Origin of the sequence: Flavobacterium crocinum (assembly GCF_003122385.1) — a bacterium.
Taxonomy (GTDB): domain Bacteria; phylum Bacteroidota; class Bacteroidia; order Flavobacteriales; family Flavobacteriaceae; genus Flavobacterium; species Flavobacterium crocinum.
Map to the genome: position 1 here is coordinate 3,295,158 of NZ_CP029255.1, position 22,195 is coordinate 3,317,352.

The 22,195-nt window shown below is 33.7% G+C and carries 23 protein-coding genes; 15 read left to right on the forward strand and 8 right to left on the reverse strand.

What is annotated here, in order from left to right:
- The first annotated feature begins 167 nt into the window (after positions 1-167).
- Positions 168-809, forward strand: a complete 642-nt coding sequence (locus HYN56_RS14815) for a protein-L-isoaspartate(D-aspartate) O-methyltransferase (RefSeq protein WP_109192884.1) — start codon at positions 168-170, stop codon at positions 807-809.
- A 28-nt stretch (positions 810-837) separates the two neighbouring features.
- Here the strand turns inward: HYN56_RS14815 and HYN56_RS14820 are convergent, their stop codons facing one another.
- The 3 genes from HYN56_RS14820 to smpB form a co-directional block, all read right to left on the reverse strand.
- A complete protein-coding gene (locus HYN56_RS14820; protein ID WP_109192885.1) occupies positions 838-1,887 on the reverse strand; it encodes a Fic family protein in 1,050 nt (349 codons plus the stop codon).
- A gap of 83 nt (positions 1,888-1,970) precedes the next feature.
- Positions 1,971-2,612, reverse strand: coding sequence for a hypothetical protein (locus HYN56_RS14825; protein ID WP_109192886.1), 642 nt, complete (start codon positions 2,610-2,612; stop codon positions 1,971-1,973).
- An 82-nt stretch (positions 2,613-2,694) separates the two neighbouring features.
- Positions 2,695-3,150: an SsrA-binding protein SmpB gene (gene smpB / locus HYN56_RS14830; protein WP_091496954.1), complete on the reverse strand. Its 456-nt coding sequence runs from the start codon at positions 3,148-3,150 to the stop codon at positions 2,695-2,697.
- Positions 3,151-3,289: 139 nt separating this feature from the next.
- Between smpB and HYN56_RS14835 the strand changes: the two genes are divergently transcribed.
- Both HYN56_RS14835 and HYN56_RS14840 read left to right on the forward strand, forming a co-directional pair.
- Positions 3,290-3,928: an outer membrane beta-barrel protein gene (locus HYN56_RS14835; protein WP_109192887.1), complete on the forward strand. Its 639-nt coding sequence runs from the start codon at positions 3,290-3,292 to the stop codon at positions 3,926-3,928.
- A gap of 106 nt (positions 3,929-4,034) precedes the next feature.
- Positions 4,035-4,256 (forward strand): VF530 family protein, encoded by a 222-nt coding sequence (locus HYN56_RS14840; protein WP_109192888.1) that lies wholly within the window; start codon positions 4,035-4,037, stop codon positions 4,254-4,256.
- Here HYN56_RS14840 and HYN56_RS14845 read toward each other — a convergent pair.
- The 3 genes from HYN56_RS14845 to HYN56_RS14855 form a co-directional block, all read right to left on the reverse strand.
- Complete coding sequence (locus HYN56_RS14845) at positions 4,251-4,805, reverse strand: DUF3575 domain-containing protein (protein ID WP_109192889.1); 555 nt, start codon at positions 4,803-4,805, stop codon at positions 4,251-4,253. The genes HYN56_RS14840 and HYN56_RS14845 overlap by 6 nt on opposite strands.
- A gap of 118 nt (positions 4,806-4,923) precedes the next feature.
- On the reverse strand, positions 4,924-5,472 hold the full coding sequence (locus HYN56_RS14850) for a GNAT family N-acetyltransferase (protein ID WP_109192890.1): 549 nt from the start codon (positions 5,470-5,472) through the stop codon (positions 4,924-4,926).
- Positions 5,473-5,477: 5 nt separating this feature from the next.
- Positions 5,478-6,329, reverse strand: a complete 852-nt coding sequence (locus HYN56_RS14855; protein WP_109192891.1) for an aldose 1-epimerase family protein — start codon at positions 6,327-6,329, stop codon at positions 5,478-5,480.
- Positions 6,330-6,513: 184 nt separating this feature from the next.
- Between HYN56_RS14855 and HYN56_RS14860 the strand changes: the two genes are divergently transcribed.
- A complete protein-coding gene (locus tag HYN56_RS14860) occupies positions 6,514-8,784 on the forward strand; it encodes a M1 family metallopeptidase (RefSeq protein WP_109192892.1) in 2,271 nt (756 codons plus the stop codon).
- A 100-nt stretch (positions 8,785-8,884) separates the two neighbouring features.
- On the opposite strand, the gene HYN56_RS25080 is transcribed toward HYN56_RS14860, so the two are convergent.
- Complete coding sequence (locus tag HYN56_RS25080; RefSeq protein ID WP_167398317.1) at positions 8,885-9,052, reverse strand: hypothetical protein; 168 nt, start codon at positions 9,050-9,052, stop codon at positions 8,885-8,887.
- Between the two features lie 202 nt (positions 9,053-9,254).
- Here HYN56_RS25080 and HYN56_RS14865 point away from each other — a divergent pair, with 202 nt between their 5' ends.
- The 11 genes from HYN56_RS14865 to argH all read left to right on the forward strand — a co-directional run bounded on the left by HYN56_RS14865 (position 9,255) and on the right by argH (position 20,834).
- The gene (locus HYN56_RS14865; RefSeq protein ID WP_091496941.1) at positions 9,255-9,902 is read left to right on the forward strand and encodes a GNAT family N-acetyltransferase; all 648 of its coding nucleotides are present in this window, start codon (positions 9,255-9,257) and stop codon (positions 9,900-9,902) included.
- Positions 9,903-9,957: 55 nt separating this feature from the next.
- Positions 9,958-11,151 carry an argininosuccinate synthase gene (locus HYN56_RS14870; protein ID WP_109192893.1) on the forward strand — a complete coding sequence of 398 codons (1,194 nt, stop codon included), beginning with the start codon at positions 9,958-9,960 and terminating at the stop codon, positions 11,149-11,151.
- Positions 11,144-12,121 carry an N-acetyl-gamma-glutamyl-phosphate reductase gene (gene argC / locus HYN56_RS14875; protein ID WP_109192894.1) on the forward strand — a complete coding sequence of 326 codons (978 nt, stop codon included), beginning with the start codon at positions 11,144-11,146 and terminating at the stop codon, positions 12,119-12,121. Before HYN56_RS14870 ends, argC begins: the two co-directional genes overlap by 8 nt.
- A 176-nt stretch (positions 12,122-12,297) precedes the next feature.
- Positions 12,298-13,437, forward strand: a complete 1,140-nt coding sequence (locus tag HYN56_RS14880) for an aspartate aminotransferase family protein (RefSeq protein WP_109192895.1) — start codon at positions 12,298-12,300, stop codon at positions 13,435-13,437.
- Positions 13,438-13,597: 160 nt separating this feature from the next.
- A complete protein-coding gene (locus HYN56_RS14885) occupies positions 13,598-14,791 on the forward strand; it encodes a glutamate-5-semialdehyde dehydrogenase (protein ID WP_109192896.1) in 1,194 nt (397 codons plus the stop codon).
- 156 nt (positions 14,792-14,947) lie between these two features.
- The gene (gene proB, locus HYN56_RS14890; RefSeq protein ID WP_109192897.1) at positions 14,948-15,709 is read left to right on the forward strand and encodes a glutamate 5-kinase; all 762 of its coding nucleotides are present in this window, start codon (positions 14,948-14,950) and stop codon (positions 15,707-15,709) included.
- Between the two features lie 108 nt (positions 15,710-15,817).
- Positions 15,818-16,198 carry a GxxExxY protein gene (locus tag HYN56_RS14895; protein ID WP_109194815.1) on the forward strand — a complete coding sequence of 127 codons (381 nt, stop codon included), beginning with the start codon at positions 15,818-15,820 and terminating at the stop codon, positions 16,196-16,198.
- A 107-nt stretch (positions 16,199-16,305) separates the two neighbouring features.
- A complete protein-coding gene (locus HYN56_RS14900; protein WP_109192898.1) occupies positions 16,306-17,259 on the forward strand; it encodes an N-acetylornithine carbamoyltransferase in 954 nt (317 codons plus the stop codon).
- Positions 17,260-17,360: 101 nt separating this feature from the next.
- A complete protein-coding gene (gene argB / locus HYN56_RS14905) occupies positions 17,361-18,134 on the forward strand; it encodes an acetylglutamate kinase (RefSeq protein WP_109192899.1) in 774 nt (257 codons plus the stop codon).
- A gap of 281 nt (positions 18,135-18,415) precedes the next feature.
- Positions 18,416-19,486 (forward strand): M20 family metallo-hydrolase, encoded by a 1,071-nt coding sequence (locus tag HYN56_RS14910; protein ID WP_109192900.1) that lies wholly within the window; start codon positions 18,416-18,418, stop codon positions 19,484-19,486.
- A 67-nt stretch (positions 19,487-19,553) separates the two neighbouring features.
- Positions 19,554-20,834: an argininosuccinate lyase gene (gene argH, locus HYN56_RS14915; protein ID WP_109192901.1), complete on the forward strand. Its 1,281-nt coding sequence runs from the start codon at positions 19,554-19,556 to the stop codon at positions 20,832-20,834.
- A 72-nt stretch (positions 20,835-20,906) separates the two neighbouring features.
- On the opposite strand, the gene HYN56_RS14920 is transcribed toward argH, so the two are convergent.
- Complete coding sequence (locus HYN56_RS14920) at positions 20,907-21,959, reverse strand: pectate lyase family protein (RefSeq protein ID WP_109192902.1); 1,053 nt, start codon at positions 21,957-21,959, stop codon at positions 20,907-20,909.
- Positions 21,960-22,195 lie beyond the last annotated feature (236 nt).

Here is a 22,195-nt window from a genome sequence, read left to right on the forward strand (position 1 = left end):
GAGTTGGAAGTTATGAGTTGGAAGTTATGAGTGATGAGTTATTGATAGTGCTTTACGATTTTTAACCCCTAACCCATAACTTTTAACCTTTAACCTTTTTTAATTTAAAATCAATATTTGAAATCCTGTTTTCTTTCTTATTTTTGCGAAAATAAAACCTACCCATTTTGAAAGACACTGCCAAACATCAAGGACTTCGTAATCAATTAGTAACTACTTTAGAGCAAAAAGGAATTACTGATAAAAACGTTCTGGATGCGATAAAAAAAATCCCAAGACACCTTTTTTTGAATTCTAGTTTTGAAGATTTCGCTTATCAGGATAAGGCTTTTCCTATTGGTGCAGGCCAAACTATTTCGCAACCTTACACTGTTGCTTTCCAATCTCAGCTTTTAGAAGTGCAGAAAGAACATAAAGTTTTGGAAATTGGAACGGGTTCTGGATATCAAACTGCCGTTTTGTTTCATCTTGGAGCAAAAGTTTATACGGTAGAAAGACAAAAGGAATTGTTTAAACAGACTTCTATTTTGTTTCCGAAATTAAATATCCGTCCAAAACATGTTTCTTTTGGAGACGGTTATAAAGGTCTTCCAAATTTTGCGCCTTTTGACAGCATAATAGTTACAGCGGGTGCGCCTTTTATTCCACAGCCATTAATGGCACAATTGAAAATAGGAGGAAGACTCGTTATTCCATTGGGAGAAGATGTTCAGATTATGACTTTGTTAATTAGAAAAAATGAAACGCAATTCGAAAAACATGAGTTTGGAGAGTTTCGATTTGTTCCTTTGTTAGAAGATAAAAACTAATGAGAAAGCCCGTTTTGAACGGGCTTTTTTATTGGGTAAGAATTGAAATATATCTTTCCAGACTTTCTTTTTCTTTTTGAGCGATAAACAGAAAAAAATCTTCTTTGTCTTTTTTAGTTTGAGCAATTTCTAAAGACTGGTAATATTGCATACGAGTTTCGTAATCACCTTTTATATTAGCAATTGGATATCCTTTTTGCATTAAAATTAAATTCATAATTAATCGCGAAGTTCTTCCGTTTCCATCAATAAAGGGATGAATTGTAGCTAAACGTTCGTGCATTTCTGCCGCTAGAATAATAGGATGTAGTTTGTTTTTATTGATTTCATACCAAACAAAATATTCTTCCATTTCCTGTGGAACTATTAAAGGTTGTGAAGGCATGTGACTGCTTCCCTGAATCATAACCTGAACTTTTCTGTAACGTCCTGCATCTTCGGGAATAATTCCTCGTAAAACTAGATTATGAATAGATAAAAGATCTCGTTCGTTTAAAGAGTTGTTTTTATTTATTAAATCTTTAATAAAACCAATTGCTTCCTGATGATTTATAGCTTCAAGATGTTCCCGCATGCTTTTTCCGGAGATCGTCAAACCTTCATTGATGACCATATCTGTTTCACGAAGTGTCATTGTATTTCCTTCAATTCGATTGCTTTCAAAAGTATATTCCAATTCTAAAGCCTGTTTTATTTTAAAGCTGTCATACTCGCGGTAAGAATTTAACTTTTCTTTTAAGGCATCAATTTCTTTTAGAATTTTTTCTAATGAAGTAGATAATTTAAGATTTGAAACTGTTTTGTTGTATTTGATTTCATCTTCAGCAACTTTTAAAGCTTTTAAGGCGAGTTCATCATCGCCAATTTCATAAAGAATCTTTTCTTTAAGCCAGGCGATCATTAAAGTTTCATAATCAATTTCTAAAAGCTGAGACAGCTTAATAACCTGTTCCTTAGTTGGTTTTCTGGTTCCTGATTCGAATTTGCTGATCAATGCCTGATCAATATCTGCAAGTTGCGCCAATTCACGAGTTTTTAAACCTTTTTGCTCTCTGGCATTTTTAAGAAGTGATTTCATTTTAATGAAAATTTTTGTCTTGACAAATTTAGTCAATTTTTAAAGTGTAAAAAAAGCAACCATTAAATGTTGCTTTGAGGATTTTATTTTGGAGGTAAAGAACCGTCTTTTCTCATTTCTTTTACAACGGCCTGCATAATTGCATCGACAGTTTGTCCCAAATCTGTAACGTACTCGGATTTTGTAGTTCCTGTCCAGATTAATTTGTTTTCTTTTAATGAAAAAATATTGGTTTCAACCATGTAAGATGTAGTTTCCTGATAATAACCCGGATCATAAAATGCAGGAGAATACATTCCGTACCAGTTTCCAAAACCATATCCGTACATTCCGGTATACATTCCGTCAAAACCTCCATAATACATTCCGGTGTAAGTTCCGGGAACATAATTGGTTTCTTTGTCTTTGCTTACAAGTCTCATTGTGATTACTCCGTCAAAATTTTCATCCTGAAGAATTTTTAACTTTTGTTCTTTTGTAAGGTCTTTGGTTGTTTCGTTTAAGTACTGATAAGAAGTTCTGAAAATTGGATGATTTGCGGCTATTCGGTTTTCTGTAACTCTTCTGGAGGCTTCATCTTTTACTAAAGCGACAACCAAAACCTTTTTGAAATTTTCCTGAGCAACAGTTATTTTTGGATCTCTCCAGCTGTTAACAATGGAAGTGTTGCTGCCACAACTTGAAAATATAACTACAGCGAAAAATAAAAGTAAAGACTTTTTCATATTTTACAGTTAAATTGGTTATAAGTAAAAATAACGATAAAATATTAATAATTAAGGTTTTGTGTGAAAAATAAAAAAGCTTTTAGTTAAAAGCTTTTTTAATACGATCTAAATCTCGTTTGGTATCTTGTTCTTTTAAAGATTCTCGTTTGTCATAGTTTTTCTTTCCTCTGCAAAGGCCAATTTGCAATTTTGCTAAACCTTTTTCATTGGTGAATAATTTCAAAGGAACGATTGTAAGTCCCTTTGCCTGTACATTCTTATGAAGCGTTTTCAATTCCTTTTTGTTTAAAAGAAGTTTTCGTTCGCTTCTTGACTTATGATTGAATTGATTTCCAAAAGAATACTCTTCTATATAAGTATTAATGGCAAAAAGCTCCATACCACTGAATTCGCAAAAGCTTTCTGTGATATTGGCTTTTCCTAAACGTATCGATTTGATTTCGGTACCAGCTAAAACAATTCCAGCTGTATAGGTATCGATTATTTCGTAATCAAATCGAGCTCTTTTATTTAATATATTGACTGATTTTAACATGTGTGCAAATGTAAGACAAAATTGAAAAACTTACGACGGCTAAGATAATTAAAGTTTTATTCTAATCTATGATTTTAATCATCCGAGACAAAAATGCTTCCTTTTAAGTTTGCTTCATAATTTCAAAAACAAATTTAAAATGAAAAAAATTGTAACGCTGGTTAGCATCGTGCTAATTAGCTTGTCTGCTAAAGCACAAGAAACGAGTCAGGGATTAAAAGGGGCTTGGTTTGCTACTTCTCAATTTGGTTACCAACAAACAAAAACGGCAGATGCTAAAAATACCACTTTATCAGTATTGCCAATTGTCGGAACGTTTGTAACTCCATCTGTAGCTGTTGGAGCGGGAGTTGGATACATTAATATTAAAGCAGATTCTGATGCGGGCACTGCTGCTAAAACAGATTTGTTTGTTGCACAGCCTTTAGTTAGAAAGTATTGGAATATTGCAGGTTCACTTTATTTCTTCGGACAATTAGCGGTGCCGGTTATTACTGGTAAAGAGAAAGAAAGTGAATTAAAAGTAACTCAAATTGGTGTGTCTATGTCAGGAGGTTTTGATTATTTTGTAACTAAAAATTTCTCAGTTGAGTTTTCTTATGACTTAGCTAACTTCACATCGACTACAATTGATCCTAAAACGGGAGATAAAACTACAGTAACTAATTTTGGTTTGGCACACGTAGCCAATGTGGATCCGTTTTACAATACTGCTTTGGCAGGAAGTAATCCTAATCTAACTTCTCCGGTTTCGGTTGGATTTAAATTCATATTCTAATTTATTCTTTATTTGATTACTGTAAAATTCAATTTAGTAATTTTGCAAAAAGAAAGACCGTACTTTTTAAGTACGGTCTTTTTGATATAATTTAAAAAAGTATAAAATGCAAAATCAGTCTAAAGATCCGTTACATGGAATCACGCTTCAAAAAATTTTAGAAACCTTAGTTGATTATTATGGTTTTGATACTTTGGGAGAATTAATTCCAATTAAATGTTTCAATTCAAATCCAAGTGTGAAATCAAGTCTTACTTTTTTAAGAAAAACAGATTGGGCTAGAAAGAAAGTGGAGGAACTTTATATTAAAACACTTCCTAAGTTATAATTTATAAGAAATCATAACTCCTCCTCGATATGGAAGCCATTCACCGCTTTTATTATAATTAGGCGCTTTCTCGTATCTGCCTGGCGTTCCGTCATTGTAATAACCGTGATAGAATCCTTGGTGCCATCCGCCTCCAACAAAAAAGTCAAGCACGAATTTGTCGTTTAGTTTTAAGTTGTAACCTACGGTTGCTCCAATTCTGTAACCAAAACCATCTTCATAACGATTGCTATCCCAGTAATTCCATTTTTGCAGTTCGTATTTATCTGCACCTATATGCGCACCGGCATAAAAACCATTGTATTTTTCTTTAAAATGATAGCGAATTTCTGGGGTCACAGTGATAAACTTCATCGGATGATGCCCATCAAAGGATTCCCAAAAAGAAGCCATTATATCTGCACTAAAAGTTGTTTTTTCTCCAATACTTGTTTCGATCCCAATATTAGGAATTGCGAGTAATGCAGTCGCTCCGTTAAATTTAACAAAAGTCTGACTTTGTAATTGAACTGATAAAAGAAGAACGGTAAGGGCAAATATTTTTTTCATGGTATTTTTATCGGAGAAAATAATTTTTCGGCACAAATATAACGCAAGTAAACCGTTACTATTGCCGATTAACCTACTTTTAACAAGATTATTTTTTATCAGAATTGAAGGCTGTTCTTTAGTTGTTTAACAATGAGTAGATTACTTTGTCCAGAAATTTACCATCATAGAAATCAGATTCTTTAAAATGAGCTTCTTTAACAAAACCGCATTTTTGTAAAACTTTTTCAGAAGCATAATTTTCAGGGTCTATTACGGCTTCAATTGAGTGAAGTTTTAGTTCTTCAAAGCCATATTTAGTAAGCCTCTTTACTGCCTCAGGAACAAATCCTTTTCCATGAAATTCAGGTAAAATCATATAGCCAATTTCAGCTCTATAGTTTTCCGGTTGTAATCTGTAAAATCCTATGAATCCAAATAATTTTGGATCATCTTTAAGTCTTATTGCCCAGTTAATTCCTTTGTTGGTATCGATTGCCTCTTTTATTATTTTAATATGCTCCAATGCATCATCAGTATTTTTTGCCAGTGGCCTTGGAATATATTTCATTATCTCAGGATTAGAACGTAATGCGAAAATTTCGTTTAGGTCTTCTTCTGTAATTTTGTTTAATATCAAACGCTCAGTTTCGATAATGGGAAATGGAGAAAAATTAAATTCTAACATCCTGATTAAAGTATTGTAATGCTAAATTCAGCAGTAAAATTTTTACTTTCATCCAAAATCAAAATCCCTTCTTTTTGGTGTAAATCCCCTGTGTTTTCATCAGTATCAGAATAACCCAACCAAGGTTCAATGCAAATGAAAGGTGCATTTTCTTTTGTCCAGATTCCTAAACTTGGAAAGTTCTGATAGTCTACTTTTGTATAAGGTTTTGAGTTTTTTAGGATAGTTAATGATTTTGAATTTAATGTTTTAAAAATCAAAGCGTCGTTTTTAAACAATTCATAATTTAAAGGAACCACATTGTTACTTGTTTCTAATATTTTAGTTTTAGAAGAAATCAAATCATTTTCTAATAGATAGTATTTTAGCTCTTCTTCTTTTTCAAATTGAAGCGCATAATCATCAAAATTACCTGGTAATGCGATTGCAGGGTGAGCACCAATTGAAAAAGGCATTTGTTTGTTGCCTTTATTAACTACGTTGTATTTTAAGATTAGTGAATTTTCGTTAAGAGTATAAATAAGCTGTAACTCAAATTCGAAAGGATATTTTTCTAGAGTTTCTTCAGAAGATTTTAAAGAAAAAACGGCGCTGTTTTCGGTTTTATCTAGTAATGCAAATTCCATATCACGGGCAAACCCATGTCTTGGTAATTGATATTCTTTACCATTTATAATGTAAGTGTTATTTTTTAATGTTCCGACAATAGGAAAAAGAACAGGGGAGTGTTTACCCCAGAAATCCGGATTTCCTTCCCAGATATATTCCTTGTTTTGATTGTCTTTTATAGAAAATAACTCAGCTCCTGCATGTTTGATAGAAGCGCTTAGTTTTGAATTTGAGATTGTTGTAGTCAAAATATCAAGTATAAAATGATTGCTTTTTTAAGTGATGTAAATATATTTTATAAAATTTAGTTTTTAATAAAATGCATCAAATTATTTTATTGATAAAATTTTGCTAAAATTGAATTTATCTTTGGAAATTTCTCTATCAATAGCTTTTTTTTTCATTAATTTGCTACATAAACAGCTAAAAAATATGAAAAAGCAATGTGCAAAAGCCATTTTAACCGCGGCTTTATTTTTTGGGATTTCAGCGGTCTGGGCGCAGCAAACTCCGTCAGCGACAGCAGCAAATCCGGTAAACAATTACAATTATCATGATGCCTTTGGTCCGCATTTTTATACAAAAAACGGAACATCAACGCGTACAGCAAGCGGTCAGCCGGGAATTGAATACTGGCAAAACAGAGCCGATTACCAAATTACAGCAAAACTAAATGGAACTACGAATGAGATTGTAGGTACAGATGAAATTACATATACTAATAATAGTCCGGATAAATTAGGTTTTTTGTGGCTGAATTTAGATCAGAATTTATTTAAAGAGGATTCCAGAGGAAATGCTGTTGTACCATTGACGGGAAGCCGTAACGGAGCACAAGGACAGGTTTTTGATGGCGGAAACAAAATTAAATCAGTAAAAGTGATTTCTGTTGGAAAAAAGAAAACAGAAGTTGAAGCAAAATACGTTGTTACAGACACCAGAATGCAGATTTTCCTTCCGGAAGAATTGGCTGCAAAAGGAGGAACTGTAAAAGTTAAAATAGAGTTCTCTTTCATTGCGCCATTTGAAGGTTCTGACAGAATGGGAGTTTTGGAAACTAAAAACGGAAAAATATTTACGATTGCACAATGGTACCCGCGTATGTGTGTGTACGATGATGTAAGAGGATGGAACACAGCTCCTTATTTAGGTGCTTCTGAGTTTTACTTGGAATATGGAGATTTTGATGTGAAATTAACTGTTCCCGGAAATCAGTATGTTGTGGCATCAGGAGAATTGATTAACGGTCAGGAAGTGTTTTCTGCTGATCAGTTGAAAAAGTATAAAGAGGCATCTAATAGCGATCAAACGGTAACAATTCGTTCTGCTGAAGAGGTAGCTGCTACAGCAAATGCAAACGCAGGAACTGAAAAAACATGGCATTATAAAATCAAAAATGCACGTGATTTCTCTTGGGCATCATCTGCAGCTTTTATCTTAGACGGAGCTAAAATTAATCTCCCAAGTGGTAAAAAATCTTTAGCATTATCTGCGTATCCGGTTGAAAGTGCAGGAAGAGATGGTTATGGACGTTCTACAGAATATGTAAAAGCTTCAATCGAACATTATTCTAAACAATGGTTTGAATATCCTTATCCTGCAGCGACAAATGTTGCTGGAAACGAAGGAGGGATGGAATATCCTGGAATCGTTTTCTGCGGATGGAAATCTAAAGGAGCCGATTTATGGGGAGTGACAGATCACGAATTTGGTCATATTTGGTTCCCAATGATTGTAGGTTCAAACGAAAGATTGTTTGGATGGATGGACGAAGGTTTCAATACTTTTATCAATTCATTAAGCACAGCTGCATTCAATAATGGTGAATACAAAGAACCGGCTGCTAATTTACACGAAGAAGCAGAATCTTTTACCCGTCCTGATTTAGAAACAATCATGAGTTCGCCCGATAATATGAAAGAGGCTAATATTGGAATGTTATGTTACTTTAAACCAAGTGCCGGATTAATTATTTTAAGAGAGCAGATTTTAGGAAAAGAGCGTTTTGATAATGCTTTTAGAACTTACATCGATCGTTGGGCTTACAAACATCCACAACCGGACGATTTCTTTAGAACTATAGAAAATGTAGCCGGAGAGGATTTAAGCTGGTTCTGGAGAAGCTGGTATGTAAACAACTGGAGATTCGATCAGGGAATCAATTCTATTAAATATGTAAAAAACGATCCTAAAAAAGGAGTTGTAATTACAGTTGAGAACTTTGATAAAATGCCAATGCCAATTGTTTTGGATGTTAAAACAAAAAGCGGAAAAGTAACAAGAGTTAATCTTCCTGTAGAAATCTGGCAACGTAACAACAGCTGGTCTTTCAAACACAATTCAACAGAAGAAATTGAAAGTATAACTTTGGATCCGGATAATGCTTTCCCGGATAATAATGAATCAAATAATGTTTGGACAGCTGCAAAAGGTAAGATAGAAAAAGATATTATTTTGGATGGATATGTAGGTAGCTATGTTACTTCAAGATCTCCTTTGACAATTGAATTGACAGAAAAAAATAGTGTTCTAAATGCAGAACTTCCAAACTATCCAAAATTTGCTTTAGCTCCGGTTACAGGCGAAAAAGACACTTTCGAATCACAAAGAGCTGGATTAAAATTCAAATTTAACGAAGCTAAAACAGGTTTCGATATGATTCTTTTAGGGAATAATCAAGTAATCCCTTTTACGAAGAAGTAAAAAGTTTAAAATATAAAGAGTTTAAAACCCGATAATTAGAGATAATTATTGGGTTTTGTTTTTTAATGTATTAACAAAACGCAAAAAAAATGTTAGAATTTTAATTTTTTGTTTTGTAAATAAAAAAAAGATGTACTTTTGCACCGATGAATAAAATAAGTTTACATATAACTTCTTTGTCACGGACAAACTCACCGATTACTTCTCCCGAAGTACGGACACTAGCTCTATAGTGTTCACTGAGTTTTATAGCCGTATATTTATTCATATCCCTTTTTCATTTTGAAATCACATAATTTGTCCATTGGACAAACATATCCTAAAAGTATTTATTATTTTGTAAATTTTCTTGATCAAGTTTTTGATTTTGAGAGTGTTACTTCTATTTTGCTTAATTTTATTGGATTCAATTCTGGATTTCAAGCCAAACAATATTCTTTAATTTTTAACGCTAAACTTCAATTATTGAAATGAAGATCTCTATTGTTGTTACCCAGGAAGAACACTTCAAATTCGCACAGGAAATTTGCGATACGATAGAATCATCTGCCTTGTTGAGAGGTACGGGGATTGCTAAAAGAACTCCTGAGTACATTCAGAAAAAAATGTCGAATGGTGATGCAATGATTGCTCTGGCAGACGGGAAATTTGCAGGTTTTTGTTATATCGAAAGCTGGGAACACGGAAAGTTTGTAGCGCATTCGGGATTAATTGTACATCCTGATTACAGAAGTTTAGGATTGGCAAAAAAGATAAAATCAAAAGTTTTTGATTATTCTTTGAAAAGATACCCGGATGCTAAAATATTCGGAATTACAACCGGTTTAGCGGTTATGAAAATTAACTCTGAACTAGGTTATAAACCAGTTCCATTCTCAGAATTAACAACCGATCCAAGTTTTTGGGCGGGCTGTAAAACCTGTACTAATTTTGAAATCCTACAAAGCAAACAAAACAAAATGTGCCTTTGTACGGGAATGTTGTACGACCCAAAAGAAAAACAAAAAACACCGCCGAGACATCCTTTCAATGAGGCTGTTTTAAGCAGACTTAAAAAAATCAAACAGGCTTTATTCTTAAATAAAATATTGTCATTTATTTTTTTATTCAAAATTTAATCAGAAAGAAATCTCAAACTGCTACATACGAAAGTATTAGCCTAAATTATAAAAAATGAAAAAAGTAGTATTAGCTTATAGCGGAGGATTAGATACCTCGTATTGTTTGAAATATTTAAAAAACGAAAAAGGATACGAAGTTCACACTGTTCTTGTTGACACAGGAGGATTTTCTGCTGAAGAATTAACAGCTATTGAAAAAAGAGCTTATGAGTTAGGAAGTGCTCAACATGCCAACTTAACAATTTTAGACAAATATTACGATAAAGCAATAAAATATTTGATTTTCGGAAACGTATTAAAGAACAATACATATCCATTATCAGTAAGTGCAGAGCGTGTTTTCCAGGCAATTGAAGCTATAAAATATGCGAAAAAAGTAGGAGCAACTGCTATCGCACACGGAAGTACCGGTGCAGGAAATGACCAAATTCGTTTCGACTTGATTTTCCAAACTATTGCTCCGGAAATCGAAATTATTACTCCAATTAGAGATTTAAAATTATCAAGACAAGAAGAAGTTGATTATTTAGCTCAAAACGGAGTTCATTATTCTTGGGAAAAAGCACAATATTCTATCAATAAAGGACTTTGGGGAACTAGTGTTGGAGGAAAAGAAACTCTAACTTCAGGTCAGCCATTGCCAAGTGAAGCGTATCCTTCGCAGTTGCAAAAAGAAGGAGAAGAAAAAGTAACGCTTCATTTTGAACAAGGAGAATTAGTTGGTTTAAATGGAAAAACAGATAAACCTTCAAACAATATTGTGGCTCTTGAAAAACTGGCAAGTGCTTATGCAATTGGTAGAGATATTCACGTTGGAGATACTATTATCGGGATCAAAGGAAGAGTTGGTTTTGAAGCTGCTGCACCATTAATTATTATCAAAGCACACCATTTATTAGAGAAACATACTCTTGGAAAATGGCAGCAATACTGGAAAGAACAATTAGGAAACTGGTACGGAATGTTATTCCACGAAGGTCAGTTCTTAGATCCGGTTATGAGAAACATCGAAACTTTCTTGCAAGACACTCAAAAAACAGTAAACGGAACGGTAACAGTTTCATTAAAACCATATCATTTCTCACTTGATGGAATCGAATCTGAAAATGATTTAATGAACACAGGTTTCGGTCAATACGGTGAAATGAATAATGCTTGGACATCTGACGATGCAAAAGGATTTATCAAGATTTTAGGAAATGCACAAAACATATTCTCATCTGTAAACAAATTAGATCATGATTAATGTCGGAATTATTGGTGGTTCGGGCTACACAGCCGGCGAACTCATCAGAATTTTAATGTATCATCCAAAAGTAAACATTGATTTTGTTTACAGTACAACAAACGCTGGGAAACCGCTTTCTGTAGCGCACCACGATTTGATGGGCGATATCGAAATGAATTTCACAGCCGAAATCAATCCAAATGTGAATGTTGTTTTCTTGTGCTTGGGTCACGGAAAATCGATTTCATTTTTGAAAGAAAATCAGTTTGCAAGTCATACTAAAATCATTGATTTAGGAAATGATTTCAGATTGAATAAGGATGCTCATTTTGAAGGAAAAGATTTTGTTTACGGATTGCCTGAAATCAATAAAGCCGAAATCAAAAAAACAAATTATATCGCCAATCCGGGTTGTTTTGCAACGGCTATTCAATTGGCATTATTACCTTTAGCAAAACACAATTTGCTGAATAATGATGTTCATATTAATGCAACAACTGGAAGCACGGGAGCAGGAGTAAGTCTTTCTGAAACTTCTCATTTCAGCTGGAGAAACAACAATATGTCACATTACAAAGCTTTTGAACACCAGCATTTAGGTGAGATTTCAGAAAGTCTGGTTCAGTTGCAAGATGATTTTGACAGCGAATTGCTTTTTATTCCGAACAGAGGAGATTTTCCAAGAGGGATTTTTGCAACTTTATATACGTTATGTGATGATAGTTTGGAACAATTAGTAGCGAAATACGAGGAGTTCTATAAAAATGAGCCTTTTGTAACCGTTACTACAACAAACATCAACATGAAACAAGTGGTGCAAACGAACAAATGTATCATTAGTTTATTGAAAAAAGGAAACCGGGTTTTAATAACATCAATTATAGATAACTTAACCAAAGGTGCTTCGGGACAAGCGATTCAAAACATGAATTTAATGTTCGGTTTAGAAGAAACCACAGGTTTACATTTGAAACCAAGCGGATTTTAATTATAAAAGTTATGAGTTATAAGTTATTGGTTAAGCGGTATATAGCTGCTTATATTTAAAAACTTCTAACTCCTATTATAAATAACTTTTTCCAGAGTTAAAAAGTTATAAGCAGTTTAAAGTCTGCTAAATAACTCTTAACTCTTAACAAATAACCTTTTAACTTTAAAAAAGAAATGAACTTATTCAACGTTTACCCATTATACGACATCACTCCAGTAAAAGCAGTAGATTGTACCATTATTGACGACAAAGGAGTAGAATATTTAGATTTATACAGCGGACATGGTGTGATTTCTATCGGACACACACAGCCGGATTATGTAGCAAAACTTAAAAATCAAATAGACAATTTAGGATTTTATTCTAATGCCATTCAGAATCCTTTACAGGTTGAATTGGCTCAGAAGTTAGGAAAGCTTTCTGGTCTTGAAGATTACGAATTGTTTTTATGCAGTTCTGGAGCTGAAGCAAACGAAAATGCTTTAAAGTTAGCTTCTTTCCACAACGGTAAATCAAGAGTGGTAGCTTTTGATAACTCTTTCCACGGAAGAACTTCTGCAGCAGTCGCCGTTACAGATAACAAAAAAATTGTTGCGCCAATAAATGCACAGCAAGAAGTAACGTTTTTGCCACTAAACCAAATTGAATTAGTTGAAGCTGAATTAGCTAAAGGCGATGTTACAGCAGTAATTATCGAAGGAATTCAAGGAGTTGGAGGTTTAGATCAAGGAACAACAGAATTTTTTCAAGCGTTAGAAAAAGCGTGTAAAAAACATGACGTTGTTTTGATTTTAGATGAAGTACAATCAGGATACGGAAGAAGCGGAAAATTCTTCGCTTTCCAACATCACGGAATCAACGCTGATATTATTTCAGTTGCAAAAGGAATGGGGAACGGTTTTCCTGTTGGAGCGATCTTAATTTCTCCAAAATTCGAAGCAAGTTTCGGATTATTAGGAACTACTTTCGGCGGAAGCCATTTGTCTTGCGCAGCAGGAATTGCAGTTTTAGATGTAATCGAAAAACTAGATTTACAAAAAAATGTAAACGAAGTTTATGAATATTTCTTAGAAAAAATCAAAGAAGTTGAGGGAATCAAACAAGTAAAAGGAAAAGGATTAATGCTTGGAGTGGAGTTTGATTTTGATGTTGCGGCTTTAAGAAAGAAATTAATCATCGAAAAACACATTTTTACAGGAAGCGCCAACAATAAAAATCTGTTAAGAATTTTACCGCCTTTAACTGTCAAAAAAGCAGATATAGATACGTTTGTAAAAGCTTTAAAAGAAAGTTTGGAAGAATTAAAAAACTAAACACACGATATCCTAACAGGTTTCCAAAACCTGTTAGGTATGTAAAAATAAACTTGGAAATATTCAAGGATCAAACCTAAGAGGTTTTGGAAACCTGTTAGGATGAATAAAGTTTCGATAAAAAAGAAACAACCAAAAAACAACCAACCCACTTGAAATTATGAAACCATTAGCAATTGAAACACGTAACGCGGTTTTGCGGACTATGGCAAAGCTGGTCGAGCAAGAGCGGAATGAGATAATCCTAACTAATCAGGAAGATCTTGCCGATTATGACGGCTCAGATTTAGCGATGGAAGAACGCTTAAAAGTAGATGATAAAAAAGTCGACGAGATGATTTTATCATTAAATCAATTGGCTTCACAGGAAGACCCCGTTGGCGTTGAGCGTTTTCATTTCACACATGATAATGGAATAAAAGTCATTAATAAAACAGCTGCTTTCGGAACGATTTTAATTATTTACGAATCTCGTCCTGACGTTACAATCGAAGCCGGCGGAATTGCCTTTAAATCCGGAAATAAGATTTTATTAAAAGGAGGAAAAGAGTCTTTAAAATCAAATTTAAAAATTGTAAGTCTTTGGCACAAAGCTTTAGAAGAAAACGGAGTTTCAAAAGACTGGGTGGAATATCTGAATTATAACAGAACAGAAACTCAGGCTTTTTTAGAAAAACCAACTCAAAAAGTCGATTTAATAGTTCCAAGAGGCGGAGAAAAATTAATTGAGTTTGTAAAAGCACACGCAACCTGTCCCGTAATCGTAAGCGGACGCGGGAATAATTTTGTTTACGTTCATGAAAAAGCAGATACTGATTTGGCTTTGAAAGTGATTTTGAATGCTAAGACTGCGAAAATATCAGCTTGCAATGCTTTGGATAAAGTTTTAATCGATTCTAAACTCCCAAATTTTGAAGGTTTCACCGCTATGCTGATTGAAGCTTTGCTAGAAGCAAAAGTCGAAGTTATTGTGGATAAATCTTTAGAGAATTTTGAAAATACCAAAACCCTTGAAAACGAAGATATTTGGTACGAAGAATTTCTAGATTATAAAATTGTAATCGGAACAATCGATTCTAAGGAACATGCCATTGATATGATTAATAAATATTGTGGAGGACATTCAGCAGCAATTATTACAAGAGATAATGAAGTCGCACAGCAATTTATGGAATCAATAGATGCTGCGGCAGTTTACCAAAATGCGTCAACTCGTTTTACAGACGGAGGACAATTCGGTCTTGGAGGAGAATTAGCAATAAGCACAGATAAATTGCATCAACGTGGCCCAATTGGACTTCAGCATTTGGTAACCAATAAATGGTACGTTTACGGAGAAGGACAGATAAGATAATTGTAGATTTTAGAGTTTAGATTATTGGAATTTGGAATTTATTTATTAGAATTTATTTATAGATAAAGCTTTGCGAACTTGGCGTTTGTAAACATAACGTATATCAAAAAACCTTGCGCACTTTGCGGTTAAAAAAATCGCAGCAAAACAACAAAAATGGGTAAGAAACGGATTTTATTAAAAATAGGAAGTAATACTTTAACCAAAGAAACCAATCATATTTCGCGGGGAAAGATTGAAGACCTTGGAATTCAGATTGCGGCTTTAAACGACGAATATGAGTTTATCATAGTTAGTTCAGGAGCAATTGCGGCAGCAAAGCAATTTGTAAAACTGGATAATCAGGATAAAGATGTTTTTGTAAAACAAGCTTTAGCTTCAATCGGACAACCACATTTAATGCGGATTTACAATGAAAATTTCAAAGATTTAGGTTTAAATACGTCACAGTGTTTGCTTTCTTATTCTGATTTTGAAAAAGAACAGACCAAAAAGAACATTGTAAATACCATTAATGTTTTAGTCAAAAACAATTACATTCCGATTATCAATGAAAATGATACCGTTGCTACAGATGAGATTCGGTTTGGAGATAACGATAAATTAGCGGCTTTGACGGCCGTTCTTTTAAATGTTGATATTCTGATAATTGCGACCAACACAAACGGAATTTATACGAAAGAATCAATTCATGATGAAGTTCCTCAAACAATTAAATTGGTAAATGATTTAAAATCGCTGGAAAAAGAAATCGGAGATTCAAAATCATCACACGGAACAGGAGGAATGCAATCTAAAATAGAAGCGGCCGCAATTTCAAAAGCAGCAAATATTGAAACCTGGATTGTGAATGGATTAAATGATAATTTTATTCTAAAGGCATTAAAAAACGAAATTCCTTTTACTAGGATTGTGTAATAAAGAACGCGGATGAAACGGATTCGCTATCGCGAAGACGCGGATTAAGACGGATTTTATATTTAGTTTTAAAATTTATGTAGTATATTTCATTCAAATATGTTTTTTATGAAATTATTACATCAAGAGTTAACCGAAGTAATTATCAAAACTTTTTATGAAGTTTATAATGAGTTGGGATATGGATTTTTAGAAAGAGTTTATCAAAATTCATTGTATTTAGAATTAAAGAATAAAGGACTTAATGTTGAAGCGCAGAAGAAAATCGTTGTTTATTATAAAGGAATTAAAGTTGGCGAATATTATGCAGATTTAGTAGTAGAAGATTTAATTATATTAGAATTAAAAGCAGCTGATTGTATAGTAGCAGAATTTGAAAATCAAATTTTAAACTATTTGCGTGGTACGGATTGTGAAGTAGGTTTACTTCTAAATTTTGGAACAAAACCAGAATTTCGAAGAAAGATTTTGAAAACAGCAAAAAAGTAAGAATATAAAAAATCCGTCTCAATCCGCGTCTTCGCGATAGCGAATCAGTATAATCAGCGTATAATTTTAGACATCACAAAATAAAAATAAAAACAAAGGCAAAACAAATGAACTATATCTCAATAAAAGAAATCAACTCATTATCAAAATGGGTAAAACAAGCGATTAAAATCAAAAAGAATCCGCTTAAAAATCAAAGTTTAGGAAAAAATAAAACTCTTGGAATGTTATTCTTCAATCCAAGTTTAAGAACGCGTTTGAGTACTCAAAAAGCGGCAATGAACTTAGGAATGAACGTTATGGTAATGAATTTTACTAACGAAGGATGGACATTAGAATTCGAAGATGGAGCTGTAATGAATTCCGGTGCTTCAGAACACATCAAAGAAGCAGCAGAAGTGGTTTCGCAATACTGTGATATCATTGCAATTCGTGCTTTTGCAGGTTTGGTTGATAAAGAAAAAGATTATCAGGAAACTGTAATTTCAGGATTTTTGAAATATGCTACAGTGCCAATTGTAAACATGGAAAGTGCTATTCGTCACCCATTACAGTCGTTGGCAGATGCAATTACAATGGAAGAATTCAAACCTAGACACAAAAACAAACCAAAAGTAGTTCTTTCGTGGGCGCCGCATCCAAAAGCATTGCCACAGGCAGTTGCCAATTCATTCGTAGAAATGATGCAGATGCAAAAAGATATGGATTTTGTAATTACACATCCAGAAGGTTATGAGCTTAGCCCAGAAATCACAAAAGACTGCACAATCGAATACAACCAAGATAAGGCTTTTGAAAATGCTGATTTCGTTTATGTAAAAAACTGGAGTAATTTCAACGATTACGGAAAAGTAACCAATAGTGATCCAAATTGGACAGTTACAGCCGAAAAAATGGCTTTAACCAACAACGGAAAATTCATGCACTGTCTTCCGGTTCGTCGTAACGTAATTGTAAGCGACGAAGTCCTAGACGGAGAAAATTCAATCGTAATCGAACAAGCGAATAATAGAACGTATTCAGCACAATTAGTTTTACAAAAGATTTTGAAGAAATTGTAAATTAAAGTGACAAAGACACAAAGTTGCAAAGTGACAGAGGCTTAAACCTTGTAAAAAAACTTTGCAACTTTGTCACTTTGTCTCTCTGAACCTTAAAGATAATGAACGTATCAGTAATCAAAATAGGTGGAAACATCATCGACAATCCGGCAGAATTAGAACAATTCTTAACCGATTTTTCTAAAATAGAAGGCTATAAAGTTTTAGTTCACGGAGGTGGAAAATCGGCTACAAAAATGGCGCAGAGTATTGGTTTAGTTCCGCAAATGATTGACGGACGTCGAATTACAGATGCTCCAATGCTTGATGTTGTTGTGATGATTTACGCAGGTCAAATCAACAAACATATTGTAGCGCAGTTACAGGCTAAAGATAATAATGCCATTGGTTTTTCTGGTGCTGACGGAAATTTGATTCAGTCCACAAAAAGAAACCACCCAACAATCGATTACGGATTTGTAGGCGACGTAAAACAAGTAAACACGAAGTTGCTAGCTACTTTGTTAGAAGCTGGAGTTGTTCCTGTTTTCTGTGCCATCACACACGATAAAAACGGACAATTGTTAAACACTAACGCTGATACAATTGCAAGTGAACTATCAATTGCTTTATCTGAAGTTTTTGATGTTACGTTGACATATTGTTTTGAAAAACAAGGCGTTTTACAAGATTCTGAAGACGATTCATCTGTAATTACTGAAATCAATGAAGTTTTATATCATAAACTAAAAGAAGAAAAAGTAATCCATTCCGGAATGATTCCAAAATTGGATAACTGTTTCAATAGTTTGTCAAGAGGCGTGCAGAAAATCAAAATTGGACATCACAAAATGCTCCAAAATTCAGATATTCCGCATACAACGATTACGTTGTAAAGATATAGCCACGAATTGGCACTAATTTTTTTCTGTTTAAAAAAGAGAAAATAATTTTTAAAATACATGAAAAAGTTCATTTTGATTTTTAATCTCTAACAAAAAGATAATTTGTGAAAATTCGTGTAATTAGTGGCAAAAAAACAGCACTGCGCAGTGCTTTTAAATATTAATTTAAGAAATTTGCGCAAATTAAAAATGTCGCATATTATTTTAATTAAGAAAGTTAAAGCTTAAAAAAACTTAGCGACTTAGCGCCTTTGTGGCAAGAGCACAACAAAATGAAAAATATAGATACGCTTACCCAAGAAGCAATTAGTTTATTAAAAAGCCTAATCGAAACCCCTTCATTTTCAAGTGAAGAAGATCAGACGGCTCTTTTAATCGAAAATTGGTTCAATCAGAATGAAATTCCATTCAAGAGAGAAAATAACAATGTGTGGGCTTTCAACAAATATTTCGACGAAAACAAACCAACACTTTTATTAAATTCACATCATGATACGGTTCGACCAAATCAGGCGTACACCAACGATCCGTTCAAAGCGATTGAAAAAGACGGAAAACTATTCGGTTTAGGAAGCAATGATGCAGGAGGCTGTTTAGTTTCGTTACTGGCAACTTTTGTACATTTCTACGAACATCAAAACCTTTCTCACAATATTGTAATCGTGGCTTCTGCTGAAGAAGAAAGCAGTGGAAAAAATGGTCTAAATAGCGTTTTAAAAAGCTTACCAGAACTAGATTGTGCCATTGTTGGAGAACCAACTTTAATGCAATTAGCAGTTGCAGAAAAAGGTCTTTTAGTTTTAGATGTAAAAGTAAAAGGAACGGCAAGCCACGCCGCACATCAAAACGACGACAATGCATTATACAAATCAATTCCGGTAATGGAATGGTTTAAAAACTATAAATTCGACAAAATCTCAGACGTTTTAGGACCTGTAAAAATGACCGTGACGCAGATTAATGCAGGAAAACAACATAATGTTGTGCCATCAGAATGTGATTTGGTTGTGGATATTCGTGTAACAGACCGTTACACAAATGCTGAAATTTTAGAAGTGGTTAAAGCAAATGTAAATGCCGAAGTAACACCAAGATCAATGCATTTAAATGCATCATCAATTCCAATTGAGCACGGTTTGGTTCAGGCCGGAATTGCTTTGGGAAGAACAACATATGGTTCGCCAACACTTTCAGATCAATCCGTTTTAAGCTGTCAGTCTTTGAAATTAGGACCAGGAGAAACATTACGTTCGCATTCAGCCGATGAATTTATTTTTGTAAATGAAATTGTAGAAGGGGTCGATTTGTATATCAAAATACTAACCGATTTCTTTAAATTATAATAATATCGAAGACAAACCTAACAGGTTTTTAAAACCTGTTAGGTTTCTTCCGAAATATAAACGACCTATGAAACTTTGGGAAAAAGGAATACCAACAGATAAACAAATTGAACAATTCACAGTAGGAAACGATCGTGAACTGGATTTAGTTTTGGCAAAATATGACGCTTTAGGTTCAATTGCACACGCCAAAATGTTAGGGCAAATTGGCTTATTAACTTCAGAAGAAACAACATCTTTAGTTGATGCTTTAAACGAAATTATTGCTGATATTGTAGTAGGTAATTTTGAAATCGAAGACAGTTTTGAAGACGTGCATTCTAAAATCGAATATCTTCTAACCGTAAAACTAGGTGATGCAGGAAAGAAAATCCACACGGCTCGTTCTCGTAACGATCAGGTTTTAGTAGATGTAAATTTATATCTTAAAGACGTTGTAAAAGAGTTAAAAGAACAAGTAAAAACACTTTTTGACTTAATGATGGAATCGGCAGAAAAACACCAAAACGTTTTATTGCCTGGTTATACACATTTGCAAATCGCGATGCCGTCTTCTTTCGGAATGTGGTTTTCTGCTTATGCCGAAACTTTGATTGATGACATTACTATGCTGAATGCGGCCTTGAAAATTGTAGATCAAAATCCGTTAGGTTCTGCTGCAGGTTACGGAAGCTCTTTTCCTATTAACAGGACATTTACAACACAAGAATTAGGTTTTGAAACTTTAAAATACAATTCGGTTGCAGCTCAAATGAGCCGTGGTAAATCAGAGAAAACAGTTGCTTTTGCAATGAGTAGTGTTGCAGCCACGTTAGCTAAATTTTCAATGGATGTCTGTTTATATATGAGTCAGAATTTCGATTTTATTGGTCTTCCTGCGCATCTTACAACAGGTTCAAGCATTATGCCTCATAAAAAAAATCCGGATGTTTTTGAGTTAATCAGAGGGAAATGCAACAAGATTCAGGCGCTTCCATACGAAATCACTTTAATTACAAATAATCTTCCAAGCGGTTATCACAGAGATTTACAGCTTTTAAAAGAAGGTTTGTTTCCGGCGATTCAAACTTTAAAATCTTGTTTAGATATTGCAATTTTCTCAATAAAAGATATTACGGTAAAAGATCATATTTTAGAAGATAAAAAATACGATTATTTGTTTACTGTAGATACTTTAAACGAAATGGTTGTGGCAGGAATGCCGTTTAGAGACGCTTACAAAGCTGTTGCCGAACAATTAGAAGCGGGAACGTATAAGTCTCCAAAAGAAACCAAACACACGCACGAAGGCAGTATTAATAATTTATGCTTAGATGCAATAAAAGATAAAATGAAAGCTGCTTTTTAAGCTTTTTCCAAAAAAGAAAAACCGATTTGTAATTCAACAAATCGGTTTTTTTTATATGTTTTTAATCCTTAATTAGCTTTTGTTACTGCAGTTTGTAGATACTATACCACTAGAACTTACTTGTAATGTTGCTCCGGCACCGCAAGATGTATTAGAAACAAATTCCTCCACTTTTCCTAAAGGAATTACAGAATAGATATAAGAAGGTTTACTTACTTTTATTCCAAAATCCATTGGCTCTTTACGACAATGATCAAATACAATTCCAACTGTACCACCGTCTGTACTTATGTAATCTTTAAAGACTTTTTCAACGTTAGCAAAATCACTTCCTTCAACATAACAAGTTGAATTTTTGGTTCCACCGCCTAATCCAATAGCCACAGAACCAGATTCTGATGTTTTGTATAGACAGTTTAAAATATGAATTTCTGCATTTCTAACGCGCGGCATTCTTTGTCTGCATCCCTGTGCCCAATAACAGTTTTTGAAAGTGATGCTGTAATGACCATCAGAAGGTGCATCAGTCTTGGAAGATCCAACTAAGTTTGAAAATCTGTGATCGTCAGCTCCGCCAGTTCCTCCGGCTTTAGGTGTTTTGAGATAAGTAAACTTGCACCAGGAAATCGTAACATTATCTGCAGCTCCTTTGTTATCAAAATTGCCGTCCATTCCATCTTGAAATTCGCAATGATCTACCCAGATATTTGTAGCTTCCGAAGTTAAATTATCGTGTCCGTCAACGTCATATGAACCGGGGCCTTCAAAGATCAAATTTCGAATGATGATGTTATTTGAGCCAGATTTTAGATTTAAAATTCCTGAATTCGAAGCAGTTTGATCAAGATTAACCAATCTGGCACCCGGAAGCCCAATTATTGTTTTGTCATTGATTGCTAAACTAGTATAGGAGCAGTTTATAGTTCCGGAAACTAAAATTACCTGTGGCGTTTTAAGTTTCAGTTTTGCTGTTAAATCTGCGAGAGTTGAGACTGTTACCGGAACAGCATTTCCTCCGCCGGTAGCAGAAGCCCCAAATCCTTCCGAAGAGCTCATAAAATAATTTTGAGCAAAAAGAAAAGAACATGGAATAAGAAGTGCTAATAAAATAAGCTTTGTTTTCATTTGTGGTTTTTGTGTGGCTTAATAGTTAATGTAATCGATTGCACAAATGTAAAAGTTTCAGATTAATTTCAAATTAATTTATCAATTTTTTATGTTTTAAAGTTTTGATTATAAGAATTATAAGTGTTGTTTTTACACTATTTAAAAGCTTTTTTTTGAGAAAATAAAATGAAACAAACAAATACAGTAGTTGAATCTGATGGATTAAAAGAGAAAATTCATACTAAATACATATA